Origin of the sequence: Streptomyces sp. CBMA123, from assembly GCF_014596465.1 — a bacterium.
In the GTDB taxonomy this organism is placed as follows: Bacteria; Actinomycetota; Actinomycetes; order Streptomycetales; family Streptomycetaceae; genus Kitasatospora.
Map to the genome: position 1 here is coordinate 34,362 of NZ_MECK01000290.1, position 17,520 is coordinate 51,881.

19 protein-coding genes are annotated in these 17,520 nt (G+C 71.8%); 1 reads left to right on the forward strand and 18 read right to left on the reverse strand.

Features of this window, described 5'->3' with window-relative positions; genetic code table 11:
- Position 1 precedes the first annotated feature (1 nt).
- The 14 genes from BG452_RS27610 to proS form a co-directional block, all read right to left on the reverse strand.
- The gene (locus BG452_RS27610; RefSeq protein ID WP_188307066.1) at positions 2–505 is read right to left on the reverse strand and encodes a YraN family protein; all 504 of its coding nucleotides are present in this window, start codon (positions 503–505) and stop codon (positions 2–4) included.
- A 168-nt stretch (positions 506–673) separates the two neighbouring features.
- Complete coding sequence (locus BG452_RS27615; protein ID WP_030056781.1) at positions 674–1,000, reverse strand: DUF2469 domain-containing protein; 327 nt, start codon at positions 998–1,000, stop codon at positions 674–676.
- Positions 1,001–1,055: 55 nt separating this feature from the next.
- Positions 1,056–1,529, reverse strand: a complete 474-nt coding sequence (locus BG452_RS27620; protein ID WP_188307067.1) for an NUDIX hydrolase — start codon at positions 1,527–1,529, stop codon at positions 1,056–1,058.
- Between the two features lie 112 nt (positions 1,530–1,641).
- Positions 1,642–2,397: a signal peptidase I gene (gene lepB, locus BG452_RS27625; RefSeq protein WP_188307068.1), complete on the reverse strand. Its 756-nt coding sequence runs from the start codon at positions 2,395–2,397 to the stop codon at positions 1,642–1,644.
- A 145-nt stretch (positions 2,398–2,542) separates the two neighbouring features.
- Entirely contained in the window at positions 2,543–3,547 is a 1,005-nt protein-coding gene (gene lepB, locus BG452_RS27630; protein WP_188307069.1) for a signal peptidase I, read from the reverse strand.
- A gap of 242 nt (positions 3,548–3,789) precedes the next feature.
- Positions 3,790–4,731: a signal peptidase I gene (gene lepB, locus BG452_RS27635; RefSeq protein WP_188307070.1), complete on the reverse strand. Its 942-nt coding sequence runs from the start codon at positions 4,729–4,731 to the stop codon at positions 3,790–3,792.
- A complete protein-coding gene (gene lepB, locus BG452_RS46025) occupies positions 4,715–5,602 on the reverse strand; it encodes a signal peptidase I (protein WP_317621256.1) in 888 nt (295 codons plus the stop codon). The genes lepB (BG452_RS27635) and lepB (BG452_RS46025) overlap by 17 nt, the downstream gene beginning before the upstream one ends.
- Before the next feature lie 206 nt (positions 5,603–5,808).
- Complete coding sequence (gene rplS / locus BG452_RS27645) at positions 5,809–6,159, reverse strand: 50S ribosomal protein L19 (protein WP_030243502.1); 351 nt, start codon at positions 6,157–6,159, stop codon at positions 5,809–5,811.
- 154 nt (positions 6,160–6,313) lie between these two features.
- Positions 6,314–7,132 (reverse strand): tRNA (guanosine(37)-N1)-methyltransferase TrmD, encoded by an 819-nt coding sequence (gene trmD, locus BG452_RS27650; RefSeq protein WP_188307084.1) that lies wholly within the window; start codon positions 7,130–7,132, stop codon positions 6,314–6,316.
- A gap of 101 nt (positions 7,133–7,233) precedes the next feature.
- The gene (gene rimM, locus BG452_RS27655; protein ID WP_188307072.1) at positions 7,234–7,794 is read right to left on the reverse strand and encodes a ribosome maturation factor RimM; all 561 of its coding nucleotides are present in this window, start codon (positions 7,792–7,794) and stop codon (positions 7,234–7,236) included.
- Between the two features lie 185 nt (positions 7,795–7,979).
- A complete protein-coding gene (locus tag BG452_RS27660; RefSeq protein WP_030306741.1) occupies positions 7,980–8,219 on the reverse strand; it encodes an RNA-binding protein in 240 nt (79 codons plus the stop codon).
- 2 nt (positions 8,220–8,221) lie between these two features.
- A complete protein-coding gene (rpsP, locus tag BG452_RS27665) occupies positions 8,222–8,650 on the reverse strand; it encodes a 30S ribosomal protein S16 (protein ID WP_188307073.1) in 429 nt (142 codons plus the stop codon).
- Between the two features lie 466 nt (positions 8,651–9,116).
- The gene (locus BG452_RS27670) at positions 9,117–9,695 is read right to left on the reverse strand and encodes a hypothetical protein (protein ID WP_188307074.1); all 579 of its coding nucleotides are present in this window, start codon (positions 9,693–9,695) and stop codon (positions 9,117–9,119) included.
- A 468-nt stretch (positions 9,696–10,163) separates the two neighbouring features.
- A complete protein-coding gene (gene proS, locus BG452_RS27675; protein WP_188307075.1) occupies positions 10,164–11,576 on the reverse strand; it encodes a proline--tRNA ligase in 1,413 nt (470 codons plus the stop codon).
- Between the two features lie 232 nt (positions 11,577–11,808).
- Between proS and BG452_RS27680 the strand changes: the two genes are divergently transcribed.
- The gene (locus tag BG452_RS27680) at positions 11,809–12,633 is read left to right on the forward strand and encodes a class I SAM-dependent methyltransferase (RefSeq protein WP_411293031.1); all 825 of its coding nucleotides are present in this window, start codon (positions 11,809–11,811) and stop codon (positions 12,631–12,633) included.
- Between the two features lie 154 nt (positions 12,634–12,787).
- On the opposite strand, the gene ftsH is transcribed toward BG452_RS27680, so the two are convergent.
- The 4 genes from ftsH to BG452_RS27700 form a co-directional block, all read right to left on the reverse strand.
- On the reverse strand, positions 12,788–14,710 hold the full coding sequence (gene ftsH / locus BG452_RS27685) for an ATP-dependent zinc metalloprotease FtsH (protein ID WP_188307077.1): 1,923 nt from the start codon (positions 14,708–14,710) through the stop codon (positions 12,788–12,790).
- 174 nt (positions 14,711–14,884) lie between these two features.
- Complete coding sequence (locus tag BG452_RS27690) at positions 14,885–15,409, reverse strand: GNAT family N-acetyltransferase (RefSeq protein WP_188307078.1); 525 nt, start codon at positions 15,407–15,409, stop codon at positions 14,885–14,887.
- Between the two features lie 161 nt (positions 15,410–15,570).
- Complete coding sequence (gene ffh / locus BG452_RS27695; protein ID WP_188307085.1) at positions 15,571–17,136, reverse strand: signal recognition particle protein; 1,566 nt, start codon at positions 17,134–17,136, stop codon at positions 15,571–15,573.
- A gap of 123 nt (positions 17,137–17,259) precedes the next feature.
- Positions 17,260–17,520, reverse strand: a 261-nt coding sequence (locus BG452_RS27700; protein WP_188307079.1) for an ACT domain-containing protein, incomplete at its 5' end; no start/stop codon positions are given.

The window sequence follows — 17,520 nt, forward strand, 5'->3', positions numbered from 1 at the left end:
CTCAGAGCACCCCCCGCAGGTGGTCGACCAGGGCCGCACCCCGCGCCCGGTTGACCACGGCGACCAGGTCGATCCGCACCCCGCCCGGTGGGGCGGGCGGCCACTGCGGATCGGACGGCCCGGGGTCGTACCCGGGCCCGGCCAGCCGGGCGAAGTGCCCGGGCCAGCGTTCGGCCAGCCAGCGCTCCGCCAGCCGCTGCAGCCGGGCGGCCTTGACCCGGTCGATGGCCTCGCTGGGCTGCTGGAAGCCCCGCTCGGAGCGGGTCTTCACCTCGCAGACCGCGACGGTGTCGCCGTCCAGGGCGACGATGTCCAGCTCGCCCTCGACGCAGCGCCAGTTGCGGTCGAGGATGCGGAGCCCGGCCTCCGCGAGGTGACGGGCGGCGACCCGCTCCCCGTAGCGGCCGAGCCCGCTCCTGGTGGTGCGGTCCTGGTCCGCCCGGTCGTCCGCCTCGTTCTCGGCCGCGTTCGGTACGGCCTGGTCCTGCACGATGGTGTTCTGCATGGTGACCACCTCCGCCGAGGAGGCTGCACCACCGCGCAAGCCGAAGCCGGGAATTACCGGTTGCCTGTGGATAACCCGGGCCTGGGGACAACTCCTGTCACCCGCAGGAGTGAGAAGCCCTCGTCACGCGAAATTCGGCTGGACAACGCGGGACGGAGTCGTCCAACGTCAGTTCCCGAAGCCGGACTCGTCCGAGGGCAGCTCCAGATCGCTCTTCGCGAGTTCCTCGATGTTCACGTCCTTGAAGGTCAGCACCCGGACCTTACGGACGAACCGGGCCGGCCGGTACATGTCCCAGACCCACGCATCCGCCATCGACACCTCGAAGAACACCTCGCCCTGGACCGAGTGCACCTGCAGCTCGTAGTCGTTGGTGAGGTAGAAACGTCGCTCGGTCTCGATCACGTACTTGAACAGGCCGACGACGTCCCGGTACTCCCGGTAGAGCTTGAGCTCCATCTCGGTCTCGTACTTCTCGAGATCTTCGGCACTCATCCAGGCGTCCCCTCAACTTGTCACGTCCACCCATTGTGGACCACCGCACCCACGCTCAGAGCCGTACCGGATCGACCGGCGGGCCCTCTGCCAGCAGTCGTCCCAGGAAGCCCGCCAGCCCGACCGGATAGACCGTGTCGGCGGTCCCCCGCAGTTCCTCGACCGTCCACCAGCGCGCCGCGAGCAGCTGGGCGTGTTCGTCCTCGCCCATGCCCGAGTGGTCCAGATCCGTCTCCGCGGTCCGGGCCAGGTGGAACCACTGCTCCTGCTCGTAGCGCTGTCCCTGAAAGGAGAACGACACCGTGCCGTACGCCACCAAGGGCCCCAGGTCCACACCCCGCAAGCCGGTCTCCTCCGCGAGCTCCCGCTCGGCGGCCTCCCGCACGTCCTCCCCCGGCTCCAAGCCGCCGCCGGGCGTGAACCACCACGTCTCGTCGGGGACCGCGGGGTCGGCCCCCCGGAAGAGGAGGATGCGGTCCTGCCCGTCCAGCAGCAGGATCCGCGCCGCCCTGCGACGCTGTGCAGTCATGGCAGCGCTCCACGCTCCTTCCGTTCGCATCGATGGCGCTACCGATCCTGCCACCCGGCGCGTCCGTCCGGGGCGATGTTCGGCAGAGCGGCCCGGCCCGCGACGGCCGCGCTCAGGAGCTGCGCTCCCGGCGGAACCGACGCGCCAGTCCCGTGACCCCGCCCACCGCCGAGGTCACGACGATCAGCGCCGCGCCCGCAACGCTGGCGTAGGCGGCCGGCTCCAGCGGTCCCGGGTCCGCGGCCCTCGGGCCCGCGAAACCGTCGAAGGCCGCGGTCCGGTGCAGCAGGCCGGTCCGCCCGGAGGGCAGCAGAGTGGCCTCGACCCTGGCCTCGACCGCGGTGGCCGGGACGGTCCCGCCGTCGACCTCCAAATGGGTGCGGGAGTCGAGCGAGCCGACCCGGTTGTCGCCGAGCAGGAACAGCCGGCCCTGCGGCACGGTCACGCTGAACGACTCGCCCTGGCGGCCCTGGGTCGCGAGGTACGGCTCGTCCACCGGTTGTCCGTTGACCGTCAGCCGGTGGTCGTCCGCGGTGGTGGCGACGGTGTCGCCGCCGACCGCGACGACCCGCTTGACCATGAGCTCCCCGCCCCAGGCCTGGTCGCGGAAGACCACCACGTCGCCCCGGCCGATGGCGCCGCCGTCGACCTTGCGGGCGAGCACGGTGTCGCCGACCTGGAGCGTCGGGTGCATCGAGGCGGTGGGGATCTTGTACGGCCGGTAGTCGACCGCGATCAGGGCGAAACCGCCGATCATCATCAGCAGCCCGAGCGCGAGCGCGACGCCCTGCAGCACCGCGGCGGGCCTACGGCCGGGACGGGTGGGCGCGTCCGGCTGGCCGGCCGACTGTTCCACGACACTGCTCATCGAAACCGTCCACCTCTGGCCGACCGGAGAACACCACTGGCACGCCGGTGGCTCGGACGCGAACGCCGACGGGCCGTGGCACGTCCGAGCAGATTACTCGTCGGTACCACGGCCCGCGCAAGGGTCGGGGAGGAGCTGGTAGAGCTCAGGACTCCTTCCGGTGCTCCGTCCGGGCCCGCACCCGGCGCACCAGCGGAAGCAGGACGACAGCCCCCACCGCACCGGCCACGGGGGGCGCGACCGGCAAGGCCGCCGCCAGACCCTTCTGGTCGAAGGTGTCCGGCACCGGGAGCGTGGACCAGTGGCTGACCGGCCAGGCCACCACGAAGGCGCGCCCGATCACGTTGTCCACCGGCACGGTGCCACCGCCCGGCTGGTCCATGTGGAAACGGGAGTCGAGCGAGTCGGCGCGGTGGTCGCCCATCACCCAGATCCGGCCGTTGGGCACCTTCACCGGGCCGAAGGGCTGCGTCCCGCAAGGGGTGTTGCCCGGGTAGATGTACGGCTCGTTGAGCGCGACACCGTTGACCTTGACCGGCCCGTCGTCCTTGCACTCGACGGTGTCACCGCCGACCGCGATGACCCGCTTGATCAGGTCCTTCTCGTTGGCGGAGGGCATCAGCCCGACGAAGCTGAGCACGTCCTGCACCCCGCGGACGAAGGAGTTGCTGCTCTGCTGGGTCGGCTCGTCGTTGAGCCAGCCGCCCGGGTCGTGGAACACCACCACGTCTCCGCGCTCGGGCTCGGATCCGAACCAGGGGGTCAGCTTGTCCACCAGGACGCGGTCGCCGACCTGCAGCGTGTTCTGCATCGACTCGGACGGAATGGAGAACGCCTGGACGAAGAAGGTCTTGATCACCAGCGCGAGGATCAGCGCGATGCCGATCAGGATCGGCAACTCCTTCAGGAAGGAGCGCTGCTTGCGCGGCTTGGCCGGCGCCTCCGACTCCGACTCGTCCGCCGACCCGCTCTCCGGCCGCGGGGGCTCCGCGGGGCCGTCCGACCCGGTGCCGTTCTCATCTGCGGTCTGGGCCGCCGTGTCCTCGACCGCGGCGGAGGGCGCCGAGGACTCGGCGGACCGGCTCACCCGTCCGCCCGGGCCCTCGGGTTCCCCGGCACCTGAGCGGGCACCGATCACCAAATCCCCCACAACGTCTCCTCCCTGCTGTGCGGACGCCTGCGCGCCCGCGCTCAGAGTGCCGCACAGCGGGCACCACGCTCACCACGACCATGAACGCATCAGGGTTGCCCACAGTGGACTCCCCTGACACCAACACGACCTCGGCACACGGCCGGAACCGCTCCCGGCCGCACCTGCACTTCTCTATCACTCCAAGGCATCCGGCTCGCGGTTCCACACGCACTGTCCGTCCGTTCAGGGACCGCGGCGGCTCACTCCGGAGGCCGCCTCGACCGGCGAACGACGAGCGGAAGGATGCCCAACACACCCATAACGAGCGGAGGTTCCATGGGAACCGGCCCAACGCCCATCGATTCCGGCGCAGTTCTGGCGACCTCCGGGGTCGCGGCAAGAGCGGAGAGTGAACCCGGTTCATCGAGTTGATGGAAGCGGCCCAGTGGCCAGGCGATCACGAAGGCGCGACCGACCACATCGGTCAGCGGGACGGTGCCCTGGCCCGGATTGCCCATGTGGAAGCGGGAGTCGGCGGAGACGTCGCGGTGGTCCCCCATCACCCACAGCCGCCCCTTCGGCACCGTCACCTTGAACGGCTGCCGCGACGGCGGGTTGCCCGCCGCGAGGTACGGCTCCTCCACCGGGTGGCCGTTGACGCTGAGCCGCCCCTGCGCGTCACAGCACTCGACGGTGTCCCCGCCGACACCGATCACGCGCTTGATCAGGTCCTGCTCGTTGTCGGACGGCAGCAGTCCGACGAAGGTCAGCACCTGCTTGGCCGGGCCCAGTACCGGACCGTCGTCGGACGGCTTGCGATCGTTCTCCAGCCAGCCGCCCGGGTCCTTGAACACCACCACGTCGCCGCGCTGCGGCTCACTGCCGAACCAGGGGGTCAACTTGTCCACCAGCACCCGGTCCCCGACCTGGATGGTCTGCTCCATCGAGCCCGAGGGGATCACGAACACCTGGATCAGGAAGGTCTTCATCACCAGCGCCACCAACAGGGCCACCAGGATGATCAGCGGGAACTCGCGCAGCAGCGAACGCTTGCGCCGACGCGCCGCGCGTCGGGCGCTACGGCGTCGATCGGCGCGGCCGCGGACCGGTACGGCCGGGTCGGCCCCGGCGTGGGCAGCCTCGCCCCCGCCCGGCTCCGGGGCCGGGCGGTCGGCGACCCGCCCCCTACCCCTGCTCCCCATGACCGTCCGTCCCCCCGATCGCGGCGAAGGCCGCGGGCCGGTCCAGGCTGGTCAGGCGCGAGAACGGGTAGATCACCCAGTCGGCCCGGCCGATCACTCTGTCCTCGGGCACGAAGCCCCCGCCGGGCTCGCCGAGGTGGTCGCGCGAGTCCCGGGAGGCGCTGCGGTGGTCGCCCAGCACGAACAGCTTGCCGCGCGGCACCAGGATGTCGAAGGGCACGTCGGACGGCTGGTCGCCCGGGTCCAGGTAGGCGGTCTCCTCCACTGGCACGCCGTTGACGGTGAGCGGGGCACCCGGACCGGTGCTCCGCACCCGGTCCCCGGCGACGCCGATCACGCGTTTGACGTAGACCGTGTCCCCGGCCGGGGCCAGCCCGAGGTCCCGGCCGGCCGAGCGCAGACTGTCCCAGAACCCCGGCGGCTCGGCCGACTCGGGGAGGAAGGAGCCCGTCCCGTCGAAGACCACGACGTCGCCCCGCTGGGGGTGGCTACCGAAGGCGTAGGCGAGTTGGTTGGCGATCAACCGGTCGCCGGGCCGCAGGGTGTTCTCCATCGAGCCGGAGGGCACCGTGAACGGACGGGCCACGAACGCGTTCACCAGGAGCAGGGCCGCCAGGCAGATGCCGACCAACAACAGCAGGTCCCACGAACGCGGTCGCCCGGGTTCCTCGTCGTCGGCCTCCTCGTCGGCCTCGCCGTCGGCCGCGTCCTCGCCCGCATGCGCCGTCTCGGCCCGGCCCTGGCCCGGGTCCTGGCCGCTGCTGTCGGCACCGCTCTCGGCGTCGCCCTGGCCACTGCCCGAGCCCTGGTCGAAGCCCCGGCCCTGGTCGAAGCCCCGGCTCTGGCCCGCATCGCCGGCCGGAACCGGCACCGCCCCCGGCACCGCCCCCGCCCCCGTTCCCGCCCCCGGCACAGAAACGACCGCGGACCGCGACAGCGAGTCCGCACCGGTGGGTGCGGGACTGCTGTCGCGGTCCGCGGGTGGTTCGTGCGTGCTCATCGGGCGCTGAGCTTACCTTGCGGCAGCCCGGCCCCTCGGAGCGATCCGGTCCCCCGGCGCGGCCGGGGGTCCGTGGATCAGCGGTCGCGCTTCTCCTTGATCTTCGCGGCCTTGCCGCGGAGGTCACGCAGGTAGTACAGCTTGGCGCGGCGAACCGCACCGCGGGTCACGACCTCGATCTTCTCGACGACCGGGGTGTGCACCGGGAAGGTGCGCTCCACGCCGACGTTGAAGCTGACCTTGCGGACGGTGAAGGTCTCACCGACGCCGGCGCCGTGGCGACGGATGACGACGCCCTGGAAGACCTGGACACGGGAGCGGTTGCCCTCGATGACCCGGACGTGAACCTTCAGGGTGTCACCGGCGCGGAAGGCCGGGATGTCGGTGCGCAGCGAGGCCGCGTCGACAGCAGCGAGCTTGTTGCTCATGTTGCTCTCCATCGCAGGCGCCACGGGCCGCCTACGGAAGTTCGTCACAATGGGGTGAGCTGCGGGCCGCATCGGCTGGCGGCGATCCCCCCGTGGCGAGGGCGCCGGTCCATGTGTTCCCTACGGAAGGGAACCAGCGACAGACAGCAGCGGCCTATTCTTCCACATCACCGGGTGCGGACCGAAATCGGCCCAGCTCCTCGTCCCAGGCCAGGCCCAGGACGCTGAGCGCGGCCCGGTCCTTCTTGTCGAAGGCGCCGGCCTGCCAGCGCCCGACCAGGTCGGGCCGGTTGGCCAGGGTGCGGGCGAAGGCCTGCTCCCGCCGCCACCGGGCGATCTTGCCGTGGTTGCCGCTGAGCAGCACGTCCGGCACGGTCCGGCCGCGCCACTCGGCGGGCTTGGTGTAGACCGGGCCCTCCAGCAGGTCGGCCATCGCACCGGGGGCGAAGGAGTCGTCCCGGTGGGACTCGGCGTTGCCGAGCACGCCGGGCAGCAGCCGGGCGATGGCCTCGACCATCACCAGCACCGCGACCTCGCCGCCGGCCAGCACGTAGTCGCCGATCGAGGCCTCGACCACCGGCATGCGGGTGGCCGCTTCCTCGATGACCCGGCGGTCGATGCCCTCGTACCGCGCGGGGGTGAACGCCAGCCAGGGGCGGCCCGCCAGTTCCTGGGCCAGCTCCTGGGTGAACGGGCGCCCGCTCGGGGTCGGCACGACCAGCGTGGGCACCTCGCCCGCGGGCCCGCCAGCCACCACCGCGTCCAGCGCCTCGCCCCACGGCTCGGGCTTCATCACCATGCCGGGGCCGCCGCCGTACGGGCTGTCGTCGACCGTGCGGTGCACGTCGTGGGTCCATTCCCGCAGGTCGTGGAGGTGCACGTCCAGCTGGCCGCGGGCCCGGGCCTTGCCGACCAGCGAGATGTTCAGTGGTTCCAGGTACTCGGGGAAGATCGAGACGACGTCGATCCGCATCCCCGACTGAGCGCCCTGAACTCCCTGAGCAGCCCGAACAGCGTCCCGGTCGGCCTCCTGGGCTGAATCCTGGACGGCGTCCCGGGGAGTCTGCTCGACACTCACTCCGACTCCTCCGGCTCCTCCGAAGCGCCGCCGGCGACGTCGGCCTCCCCGAGGTCGATCAGCCCGGGCGGCGGGGTGATCACGGCCCGCTGGTTCTCCAGGTCGATGGTCGGCACGATCTGGCTGACGAAGGGCACCAGCACCTCCGTGCCGTCGGCCTTCTCCACCATGAGCAGGTCCTGGTACGGCAGGTGGAGGACCTCGGTCAGCTCGCCGACCCGGGTGCCGTCGACCAGCACCACGTCGAGGCCGACCAGCTGGTGGTCGTAGTACTCCTCCGGGTCGTCCGGGCGCTCCTCCGGGTCGACCTCGGAGATGAGCAGGGTGCCCCGCAGCGCCTCGGCCGCGTTGCGGTCCTTGACGCCGGCGAAGCGCAGCAGCAGTCGGCCGCTGTGCACCCGGCCGGACTCGATGGTCAGGGGCCCGGCCGAGGCCGGGTCGGTGAGCAGGACGGCACCGGGGCCGAGCCGGAGTTCCGGCTCGTCGGTGCGGACCTCGACACTGACGTCCCCCCTGATGCCGTGGGCGCGGCCGATCCTGCCGACGACGAGCTGCACGGTGATCGTTCTCCTGGGGTTGCTGAGCGAGAAGGCAAAGACAGATGGGCGGGGACGGACGGGACGCACGCGGCCGGAGCCGACGGGTGCAGGCCTACCGACCGGGCCGCGGATGCGAAAAAGGCCGACCGGGACGACATGCGTCCCGGTCGGCCTCAAGCCTGACGGCTGAACGAGCAGCAGCGTCAGCGAATGCTGTCCACGTCGACCAGGTCGACCCGGACGTTGCGACCGCCGAGGGCGCCGACCACGGTGCGCAGTGCGCGCGCCGTGCGGCCGCCCCGGCCGATCACCTTGCCGAGGTCATCGGGGTGCACCCGCACCTCGATGGTGTTACCCCGACGCAGGTTGCGCGAGCGCACCTGCACCTCGTCGGGGTGCTCGACGATGCCCTTCACCAAATGGTCGAGGGCGTCCTCGATCACGATCAGGCCTCGGCGGCGGCGTCGGCCTCAGCCTCGGCCTTGTCCGACTTCTTGGCCTTCGGGGTGATGGCGACACCGGTGGTGGCGTCCTCGAAGCCGGCGACGGCCTTCGCGAACAGGTGCGAGAAGTCCTCGACCTTGGGCTCGGCGACCTTCAGCGGCTCCGGAGCCGGCAGGCCCTTGAACTTCTGCCAGTCGCCGGTCAGCTTGAGGATGGCGAGGACCGGCTCGGTCGGCTGGGCGCCGACGGACAGCCAGTACTGGGCGCGGTCGCCGTCGACCTCGATCTTCGAGGGGTTGTAGGTCGGCTGGTAGATGCCGATCTCCTCGATCGCGCGACCGTCACGCTTGGTGCGGGCGTCGGCGACGACGATGCGGTAGTGCGGGGAGCGAATCTTGCCGAGACGCTTGAGCTTGATCTTGACTGCCACGGGAGTGGGTTCTCCTGGTGTTGACGTGGGTGAGCGGCCCTGCCGTCCGCGTGGGGTTGCGGGGCGGGCCGTTCAAGGGACACGCCAGCCGTAGGAGAGAGGGGTCCTGCTCGGCTGCCGAGTACTCAGCTGTCCATTCTGCCATACCGGCGCGAAGGGTCTTCACCCGGCCGTCGCGGCCGGCACCCGCCGATGCCCGGCGGACAGGGCCACGCCCGGCAGACAGCGCCCGGCGAACGGCACCCGGCGGAGCGCCTCGCGAACGGCATCCAGCGGACAGCGCCCGGCAGACAGCGCCCGGCGAACGGCGCCAGGACAGGCGCCGCGGGTGGACGGCTCAGGGCTCGACCGGGAGCCCCCGCTCCCGGTCAGCCCACAGACTCACCGATGTCACCGATGTCACCGTCGCCGATCACCCCGGCCGCGCCGACTGCCCGCACAGTCGCCGACCGGTCCCGGCTCCGGGTTATGCGATCTTGAACGGTTGCTGGCACGCACCGCAGACGATGGACGCCTGGGCGAGCACCGACGGCACCACCCGGACGTTGCGACCGCAGCCGCAGACCGCCTTGACCCGGACGCCGCCCCCGGAGGAGCCGTGCCGGGCGGCCGGGCCGCGGAAGGCGCGGTTGGTGCCGTCGCCGGCCACCGCTTCCTGGTGCGCACCGAGGGCGCGGTCCAGGCGCTCGATGGTCTCGGCGTACCGCTCCTGCGTCTCCTTGAGCATGGTCACCTGGGAGAAGCCGCTACTGGCGTGCGGTTCGACCGGGTGCGCCAGGCCCAGCTCGGAGGCGAGCATCAGGAAGCGCCGGTTGTGGTAGCGGCCGGCGCGCGAGGTGTCCCGGATGTCCCGGGCCGCGGCCAGACCGTGGGCAGCCTCGTGGAGGAGCCGCTCGAAACCGAGCCGCGTGCCACAGGCCGAGGAGGACTCGCCGATCAGCGCCTCGGGAGAGGCCAGATCGGGAAGGTCCTGGTGGTAGGCCTGGATGTCACTCCAGGCGGCGGCCAGTTCGGCCGCGAGGACGAGGGGCTGTGTCGTGCTCACGCTAGACCAACGATGCAGAGTTGGCCGATGTTCCGCATGTTCCCGTTCTCCGGGAATTCCCAGGGAACTCCCAGGAATGCGCGACTGCGCGCGAATTGCGCGTTCCGGATCTGACGCAAGACCAACCCCCTGCCGGTTTCGGCCCGTCGCAACGTCGGCGGGCCTCGTGAATTCCACCCAGGAGGCGGGCTGTCGCCCCCAGGACGTACGGCCCGTGGACCCGCCGAAGTTGACAGGGCCACGGGCCGTACACCGTACCGCTATTCCGTTAATACCGGCAGTTGACCGGCCAGTAGGGATGTAGCCCACTCGGGCTCCTCCGGCAGAGTTACCGGATTCTTACCCATCCGCATTCCGGGCAAATGTCGCCGGTAACGGTCATTAGCTGCCGACGGCCGTCATCAGTACGGGCATCAGTATGCGCGACAGTACGCGTAGCAGTGCGTGCCGGTCCGCACATCAGTACGGTCAGTACGCGCGCGAGACGATCGCGATATTGCCGTCCTGGTCGTCCGTCTGCGGCACCGAGCCGTCGGCCGCGATGATGCAGCGCACCGTGACGCCCTGCTCGGACAGCTTGGCCTCGCCCTCCGGACCGAGGTCGGCCCAGGAGATCCGGCCCCAGCCGGTCGCGGCGGCCTCGACGGCCTCGTCGAGGGTCTTGACGTCGACGGTGCGGGCCTCGCGGCGCTCGCGGGACTGGCGCAGCAGCAGCGCCTGGTCCTCCTCCAGGATGCCCGGCAGCAGGGCGGCCAGGGCGTCGATGGAGACCGGCTCCTTGCCGCCGGGGATGCGGCGGGCCAGCATCGCGGTGCCGTTCTCCAGGTCGCGCGGACCGACCTCGATGCGCAGCGGAACGCCCTTGAGCTCCCAGTCGACGGCGCGGCGGCCGAACGGGGTGTCGGTGCGGTCGTCGACCACGATCCGGATGCCGGCGGCCTCCAGCTGGGCGCCGATCTCGCGGACCTTGGCGATGACCGCGTCGTCGCCCTTGATGGCCAGCACCACGGCCTGGACGGCGGCCAGGCGCGGGGGCACCCGCAGGCCGTTGTCGTCGCCGTGGGACATGATCAGGCCGCCGACCATACGGGTCGAGACGCCCCAGGAGGTCTGCCAGACGTACTCGCGCTCGGCGCCCTGCAGCTGGTAGGTGGTGTTGAACGCCTTGGCGAAGTTCTGGCCCAGCTCGTGGCTGGTGCCCAGCTGCAGCGCCTTGCCGTCGCCCATCATGCCCTCGAGGGTGAGGGTGTTGATGGCGCCGGCGAAGCGCTCCTTGGCGGTCTTGCGGCCGAGCACGACGTCGATGCCGAGCACGTTGGTCATGAAGTCGCCGTAGACCTGGGTGTGGATCATCGACGCGTACGCACGGGCGTCCTCGTAGGTGGCGTGGGCGGTGTGGCCCTCCTGCCAGAGGAACTCGGTGGTGCGCAGGAAGACGCGCGGGCGGAGCTCCCAACGGACCACGTTGGCCCACTGGTTGATCAGCAGGGGCAGGTCCCGGTGGCTCTGCACCCACTTGGAGAAGTACTCGTTGATGATGGTCTCGGAGGTGGGCCGGACGACGACCGGCTCCTCCAGCTGCTTGCCGCCGCCGTGGGTGACCACCGCGAGTTCGGGCGCGAAGCCCTCGACGTGCTCGGCTTCCTTGGTCAGGTACGACTGCGGGATGAACATCGGGAAGTAGGCGTTCTGCGCGCCCGCCTTCTTGATGCGCGCGTCCATCTCCTGCTGCATCCGCTCCCACAGGCCGTAGCCGTACGGTCGGATGACCATGGTGCCGCGCACCGGACCGTTGTCGGCCAGCTCGGCCTTGTTGATGAGGTCCTGGTACCAGCGCGGGAAGTCTTCCGCCTGAGGGGTGAGAACGGGTGCCTTAGCCATGGGCGGAATGGTACGGGGATCGGCCCCCTCACTTCGAATCGCCATCACACCCGCGGCAGGGGGAGGACACCCGCAGCCGTGGGACGCCGCCCGCAGGGGGGCGCACGACCGCGACACGCGCGCACCACCCTGCACCCCTCTGGACGCCGGGCCCGACCCGCTGTTCGCTGGAGTGGGGCGGGACTTTGGGGGAGCCATAGCAGCACACCGAAGGACCGGATGGGAGGCCGCGATGGCTTCAGCTCGGACGACCGGCACAACCGCACGACCGACGGGCGCACGACCGCACCACCCGCAGCAGGGGGCCGCCGGGCCCGCGCGGGCGCGCGACTGGGCGGAGATCCAGGAACGCATGCTGGTACCGCTCTACGAGGCGGTGTACGACCGTCTGGAGGTCGGCCCGGCGAGCAGCGTGCTGGGACTGGGCTGCCGGTCCGGACTGGCCCTGCTGCTCGCCGCCGGGCGGGGCGCCCAGGTCGCCGGGCAGGAGCCGCGGGACGAGCTGCGCGAACTGGCCCGGGACCGCCGGCTGCGGGTGTGCGCGGGGGCCCGGCCGGCCGCCGCTGTCCCCCGCTCGGCCCATTCGCTGGTAACGGTCTTCGACCAGCTGCCCGGCGCCGCCGAGCCCGGCCGGGTGGTCGCCGAGGCCGCCCGGCTGACCCTCCCGGGCGGGCACGTGGTGCTGGCCGCCTGGGGGCCGCCGGAGCGCTGCGAGAGCGCCCCGGTGCTGGACGTGGCCCGCCGGATGGCTGGGCGGACCACCGCGCGCGACCCGTTCGAACTGAGCGCGCCGGGTGCGCTGGAGGATCTGCTCGTCCCGGGCGGCCTGCGCCCGGCCGGCAGCGGCCGGGTGAGCTGCCCGTTCGCCTACCCGGACCTCGACAGCGCGGTGCGCGGGCTGCTCTCCACCGGGCTGTTCGAGGCGGCCGAGGAGTTCTCCGGCGGCGCGCTGGTGGCCAAGGAGCTGGAGGAGGTGCTGCAGCCGTACCTGCGCCCGGACGGCTCGGTCCGGATGGAGAACCTCTTCCGCTACCTGGTCGCCGAGCGGCCCCGCTGAGCCGCGACGGGAACCCCGAGCGGCCCCGCTGATCCACGACGGGAACCCCGAGCGGCCCCGCTGATCCACGACGGGAACCCCGCGCGGGACGGCTCCGCCGGCACACCGAAACCGGGGGCGCCCGCCATCACGGCGAGCGCCCCCGGCTACCGGTTCACGCCTCCTCGTCGGAGGTCTTCCGCGGCACCCCCGCCGCCCGGTAGGCCGCCTCCTCGTCCAGCGTCTCCGCCTCCAGCAGTGCCGCCGCCAGCGCGTCCAGCCGGGGCCGCTGCTCGGTCAGGATGCGCACCGCGTCCTCGTAGCACTCGGCGACGATCCGCCGGGCCTCCTCGTCCACCGCGTCCAGCGTGGTGGGCGCCGCCGAGAGCCCGTACGCGCCCTGCGCGTCCGCGGGCACGGCGGTGAGCCGTCCGACCCGCTCGCTCATCCCCCAGCGCCCGGCCATCCCGCGGGCGATGTTGGTGACCTGCTCCAGGTCGCTCTCCGCGCCGGTGGTGATCACTCCGTAGACCACCTGCTCGGCCGCCATCCCGCCGAGCGCGCCGATGATCCGGCCGCGCAGGTAGGGCTCGGTGTACGAGTAGCGGTCGTTCTCCGGGGTGGAGAGGGTGACGCCGAGGGCCCGGCCGCGCGGCACGATGGTGATCTTGCGGACCGGGTCCGCGCCCGGCTGGAGCATGCCCAGCAGCGCGTGCCCGCTCTCGTGGTACGCCGTCCGCTCGCGCTCCTCCTGCGGCATCACCAGCGGCCGTACGGCGCCCAGTTGGACCTTCTCCAGGGCGTCCGAGAGGTCCCGCTCGTTGACCGCGTCCTGCTCCCGCTTGACGGCCAGCAGGGCGGCCTCGTTGACCAGGTTGGCGAGTTCGGCGCCGGTCATCCCGGGGGTGACCTTGGCCAGTTGGGTGAGGTCGGTGTCGCCGGCCAGCGGGACGGTCCGGGTGTGGATGCGCAGGATCGCCGCGCGCCCCTCCCGGTCCGGCGGGCTGACGGTGATCCGGCGGTCGAAGCGGCCGGGGCGCAGCAGCGCCGGGTCGAGCACGTCGGCCCGGTTGGTCGCGGCGATCACGATGACGCCCTCGGAGCCGGTGAAGCCGTCCATCTCGGTGAGGATCTGGTTGAGCGTCTGCTCGCGCTCGTCGTGCCCGCCCATGCCGCCGCCGGCGCCGCGCTGGCGGCCGATGGTGTCGATCTCGTCGATGAAGATGATCGCCGGGGCGACCTTGCGGGCCTCGGCGAAGAGTTCGCGGACCCGGCTGGCGCCGACGCCGACGATCATCTCGATGAACTCGGAGGCGGAGGCGGAGAAGAACGGCACGTCGGCCTCGCCCGCCACGGCCCGGGCCAGCAGGGTCTTGCCCGTCCCGGGCGGGCCGCTGAGCAGTACCCCGCGCGGCATCTTGGCGCCGAGCCTGCGGTAGCGCTCGGGGTTCTTCAAGTAGTCGACCACTTCGGTGAGTTCGGCCTCGACCTCGTCGATGCCGGCCACGTCGGCGAAGGTGGTGCGCTTGCCCTGGTCGGCGGTGACCGGCTTGGGCGGGGCCTTGCGGCCGAGCGGCCCGCCGCCGAGTCCGCCGGCCATCCGGCGGGCGAGCAGCACCCAGATGAAGATCAGCAGCAGCATCGGGGCGAGCGAGAGCAGCAGGTTGGTGAGGAAGCTGCGCTGCTGGACCGGCGAGGTGGCGGTGACCTCGACGCCCTGCTGCTGCAGGGTGGCCCACAGGTTGTCGCCCGCGAAGGAGGGGCGCTGGGTGTCGAACTCCGTGTAGTCGCCCTTGCCGCCGTCGGGTTTGGGCTGGGCGCTCTTGAGGGTGCCCTCGATCGCGTCGCCCTTGGAGTAGATCTTGGTGATGTTGCCCTTGTTCAGCTGGTTGTTGAACTCGGTGTAGGAGATCGTGGTGGCGCCCTCGTTGCCGAAGAACGACAGCAGCAGGTCGGAGATCAGGAACACCACGAGTGCGGTGAGGACGAGGCCCGCCCAGCCGCCGGGCATCCGGCGGCGGGGCGGCGACGGGGGCGGGGCGCCCTCGGACCGCCAGGGCTGGTCGGGGGTCTGGCGCGGCGGCACGGGTTCGGTCACCCACCGGACAATACGGACGGGCGCTCGGACGGGCCAACCGCAACGCCGCGCCCGACCGGCCGTACGGCCGCGCCCAGGCCCCGCAACCAGGCCCGCGACCAGACCCCCCGAGCGGGCCCGCGACCAAGTCCCCGACCAGGCCTCCGACCAGCGGTGATGACGTCCCGTCGGAAGCTACCCGGCGGAGCCCGGCCACTCCTCCGCGGTCAGCGCGAACCGCTCGTGGTCGCGCCAGTCCCCCTGCAGGAACAGCATCCGCGGGGTGAAGCCCTCGTGCCGGAAGCCCAGCCGCTTGGCCAGCGCGATCGAGCGCCCGTTCTCCGGCTGCACGTTGATCTCCAGCCGGTGCAGGCCCAGTCCGTCGGCCGACTGCGGGGCGAAGCAGCGGTCCAGGACCAGCCGCAGGCCCTCGGTCATCCGCCCGGTGCCGGCGAACGGCAGGTACGAGTCGTAACCCAGCGAGGCGTTGCAGAACCGGCCCATCACGATGTTGGCGACGTTCACCTTGCCGACCAGCCCGCCGGTGTCCCGGTCGACGACCAGGAACGTGCGCAGGCCCGCCCCCTGGCGCCCCAGCAGTTCCGGCAGGCCGTCCGGCTCGACCGGGTTCCACCGCCCGATGTGCTCGGCGGACCGTCGGACCGCCTCCGCGTACGCAACCTCGTCCTCGGCCCTCGGGGCCCTGATCGTCACTCGCATGCCGACATCATCGGACACGGCGGCGGCACGCCGTCCTCGAACACGGCAAGGCACCCGGGTACCGCCCCGGGCCCGGCCACGCGAACGGCCACGGACACGCGAACGGCCCGCCGCCCGGAGTGCACCGGACGGCGGGCCGAACAGGACGGCCGGGCCGAGGCCTACAGCATGTCCTTGAACTCCTTGGGCAGTTCGAAGTCGGCCGGGCCCTTGCCCGCGCCGAGGCCGAACGCACCGCCGTCGGCCGGGCCCTGGCCGCCGCCCGGACCGAGCGCGCGGCGCTCGGCGGCCGCGGCCTCCTCCTGCGCCCGCTTCAGCGGGTTGCCGCTCTTGCGCTTGCCCTTGGCCTGCGGGGCCTTCTTACCGGACTTCTTCGCGCCGCCGCCCATGCCCGGGATCCCCGGCATGCCGGGCATGCCCTTGCCGGAGGCCATCGCGGACATCATCTTGCGGGCGTCGAAGAACCGCTCGACCAGGTTCTTGACCTCGCCGACCTGGACGCCCGAGCCCTTGGCGATGCGGGCCCGGCGGGAGCCGTTGATCAGCTCCGGCTCGGCGCGCTCGGTCGGGGTCATCGACTTGATGATCGCGCCGACCCGGTTGACGTCCTTGTCGTCGATGTTGTTGATCTGCTCGCGGATCTGGCCCATGCCGGGCAGCATGCCGAGCAGCTTGGAGATCGAGCCCATCTTCTGGACCTGCTCCAGCTGGGACAGGAAGTCGTCCAGGGTGAAGGCCTTCGGACCGCCGCGCAGCTTGGCGGCGATCTTCTCGGCCTCCTCCTGCGAGAAGGTCTGCTCGGCCTTCTCGATCAGCGAGAGGACGTCGCCCATGCCCAGGATGCGCGAGGCCATCCGGTCCGGGTGGAAGGCGTCGAAGTCGTCGACCTTCTCGCCGTTGGAGGCGAACATGATCTGCCGACCGGTGACGTGGGCGACCGACAGGGCGGCACCACCGCGGGCGTCGCCGTCGAGCTTGGAGAGCACGACACCGGTGAAGTCGACGCCGTCGAGGAAGGCCTGCGCGGTGGTGACCGCGTCCTGGCCGATCATCGCGTCGACGACGAACAGGACCTCGTCCGGGTTCACCGCGGCGCGGATGTCGGCGGCCTGCCGCATCAGCTCGGCGTCGATGCCCAGGCGGCCGGCGGTGTCGACGATGACGACGTCGTACTGCTTCTGCTTGGCGTACTCGATCGAGTCCTTGGCGACCTGCACCGGGTCGCCGACGCCGTTGCCCGGCTGCGGGCCGTAGAAGGCCACGCCGGCGCGGTCGGCGACCACCTGGAGCTGGTTGACCGCGTTGGGCCGCTGGAGGTCGCAGGCGACCAGCAGCGGGGTGTGCTTCTGGGACTTGAGCCAGTGGCCGAGCTTGCCCGCGAGGGTGGTCTTACCGGCACCCTGCAGACCGGCGAGCATGATGACCGTCGGGCCGCTCTTGGCGAACCGCACCCGGCGGGTCTCGCCACCGAGGATCGCGATGAGCTCCTCGTTGACGATCTTGATGATCTGCTGCGCCGGGTTCAGCGCGCCGGAGACCTCGACGCCGAGCGCCCGCTCCTTGACCTGCTTGATGAAGGCCCGGACGACCGGCAGCGCGACGTCCGCCTCCAGCAGCGCGATGCGGATCTCGCGGGCCGTGGCGTCGATGTCCGCCTCGCTCAGGCGGCCCTTGCCCCGGAGGTTCTTGAACGTCGCTGCGAGGCGATCGGAAAGAGTGTCGAACACGTCGGCGCGGGTCCTCTGCGGCATCGGTATCAGTACGGTCGTCGTCCCCCAGGGTATCCGGCCGCCCCGGGTACGGTCTCCACCCCCGTACGGAAGACCTCCCTCCCCCGTACGGCGGCCCCCTCAGCCCAGCGCCGCCCGGACCGCCGCCACCACCTCCCCGGCCCGCCCCGCGGTGAGCGGACGCCCCGCCGGATCGGTCAGGTAGAACGAGTCGACGGCCTCCGCTCCCAGCGTGGAGACGTGCGCGGTGCGCACCCGGACGCCCGCCCCGTCCAGCGCCCGCCCGATCCGGTGCAGCAGCCCGGGGGCGTCGTGCGCGCGGACCTCCAGCACGGTCGCGGTCGCCGAGGCCACCGCCGGCGCCACCGCGACCAGCGGCGG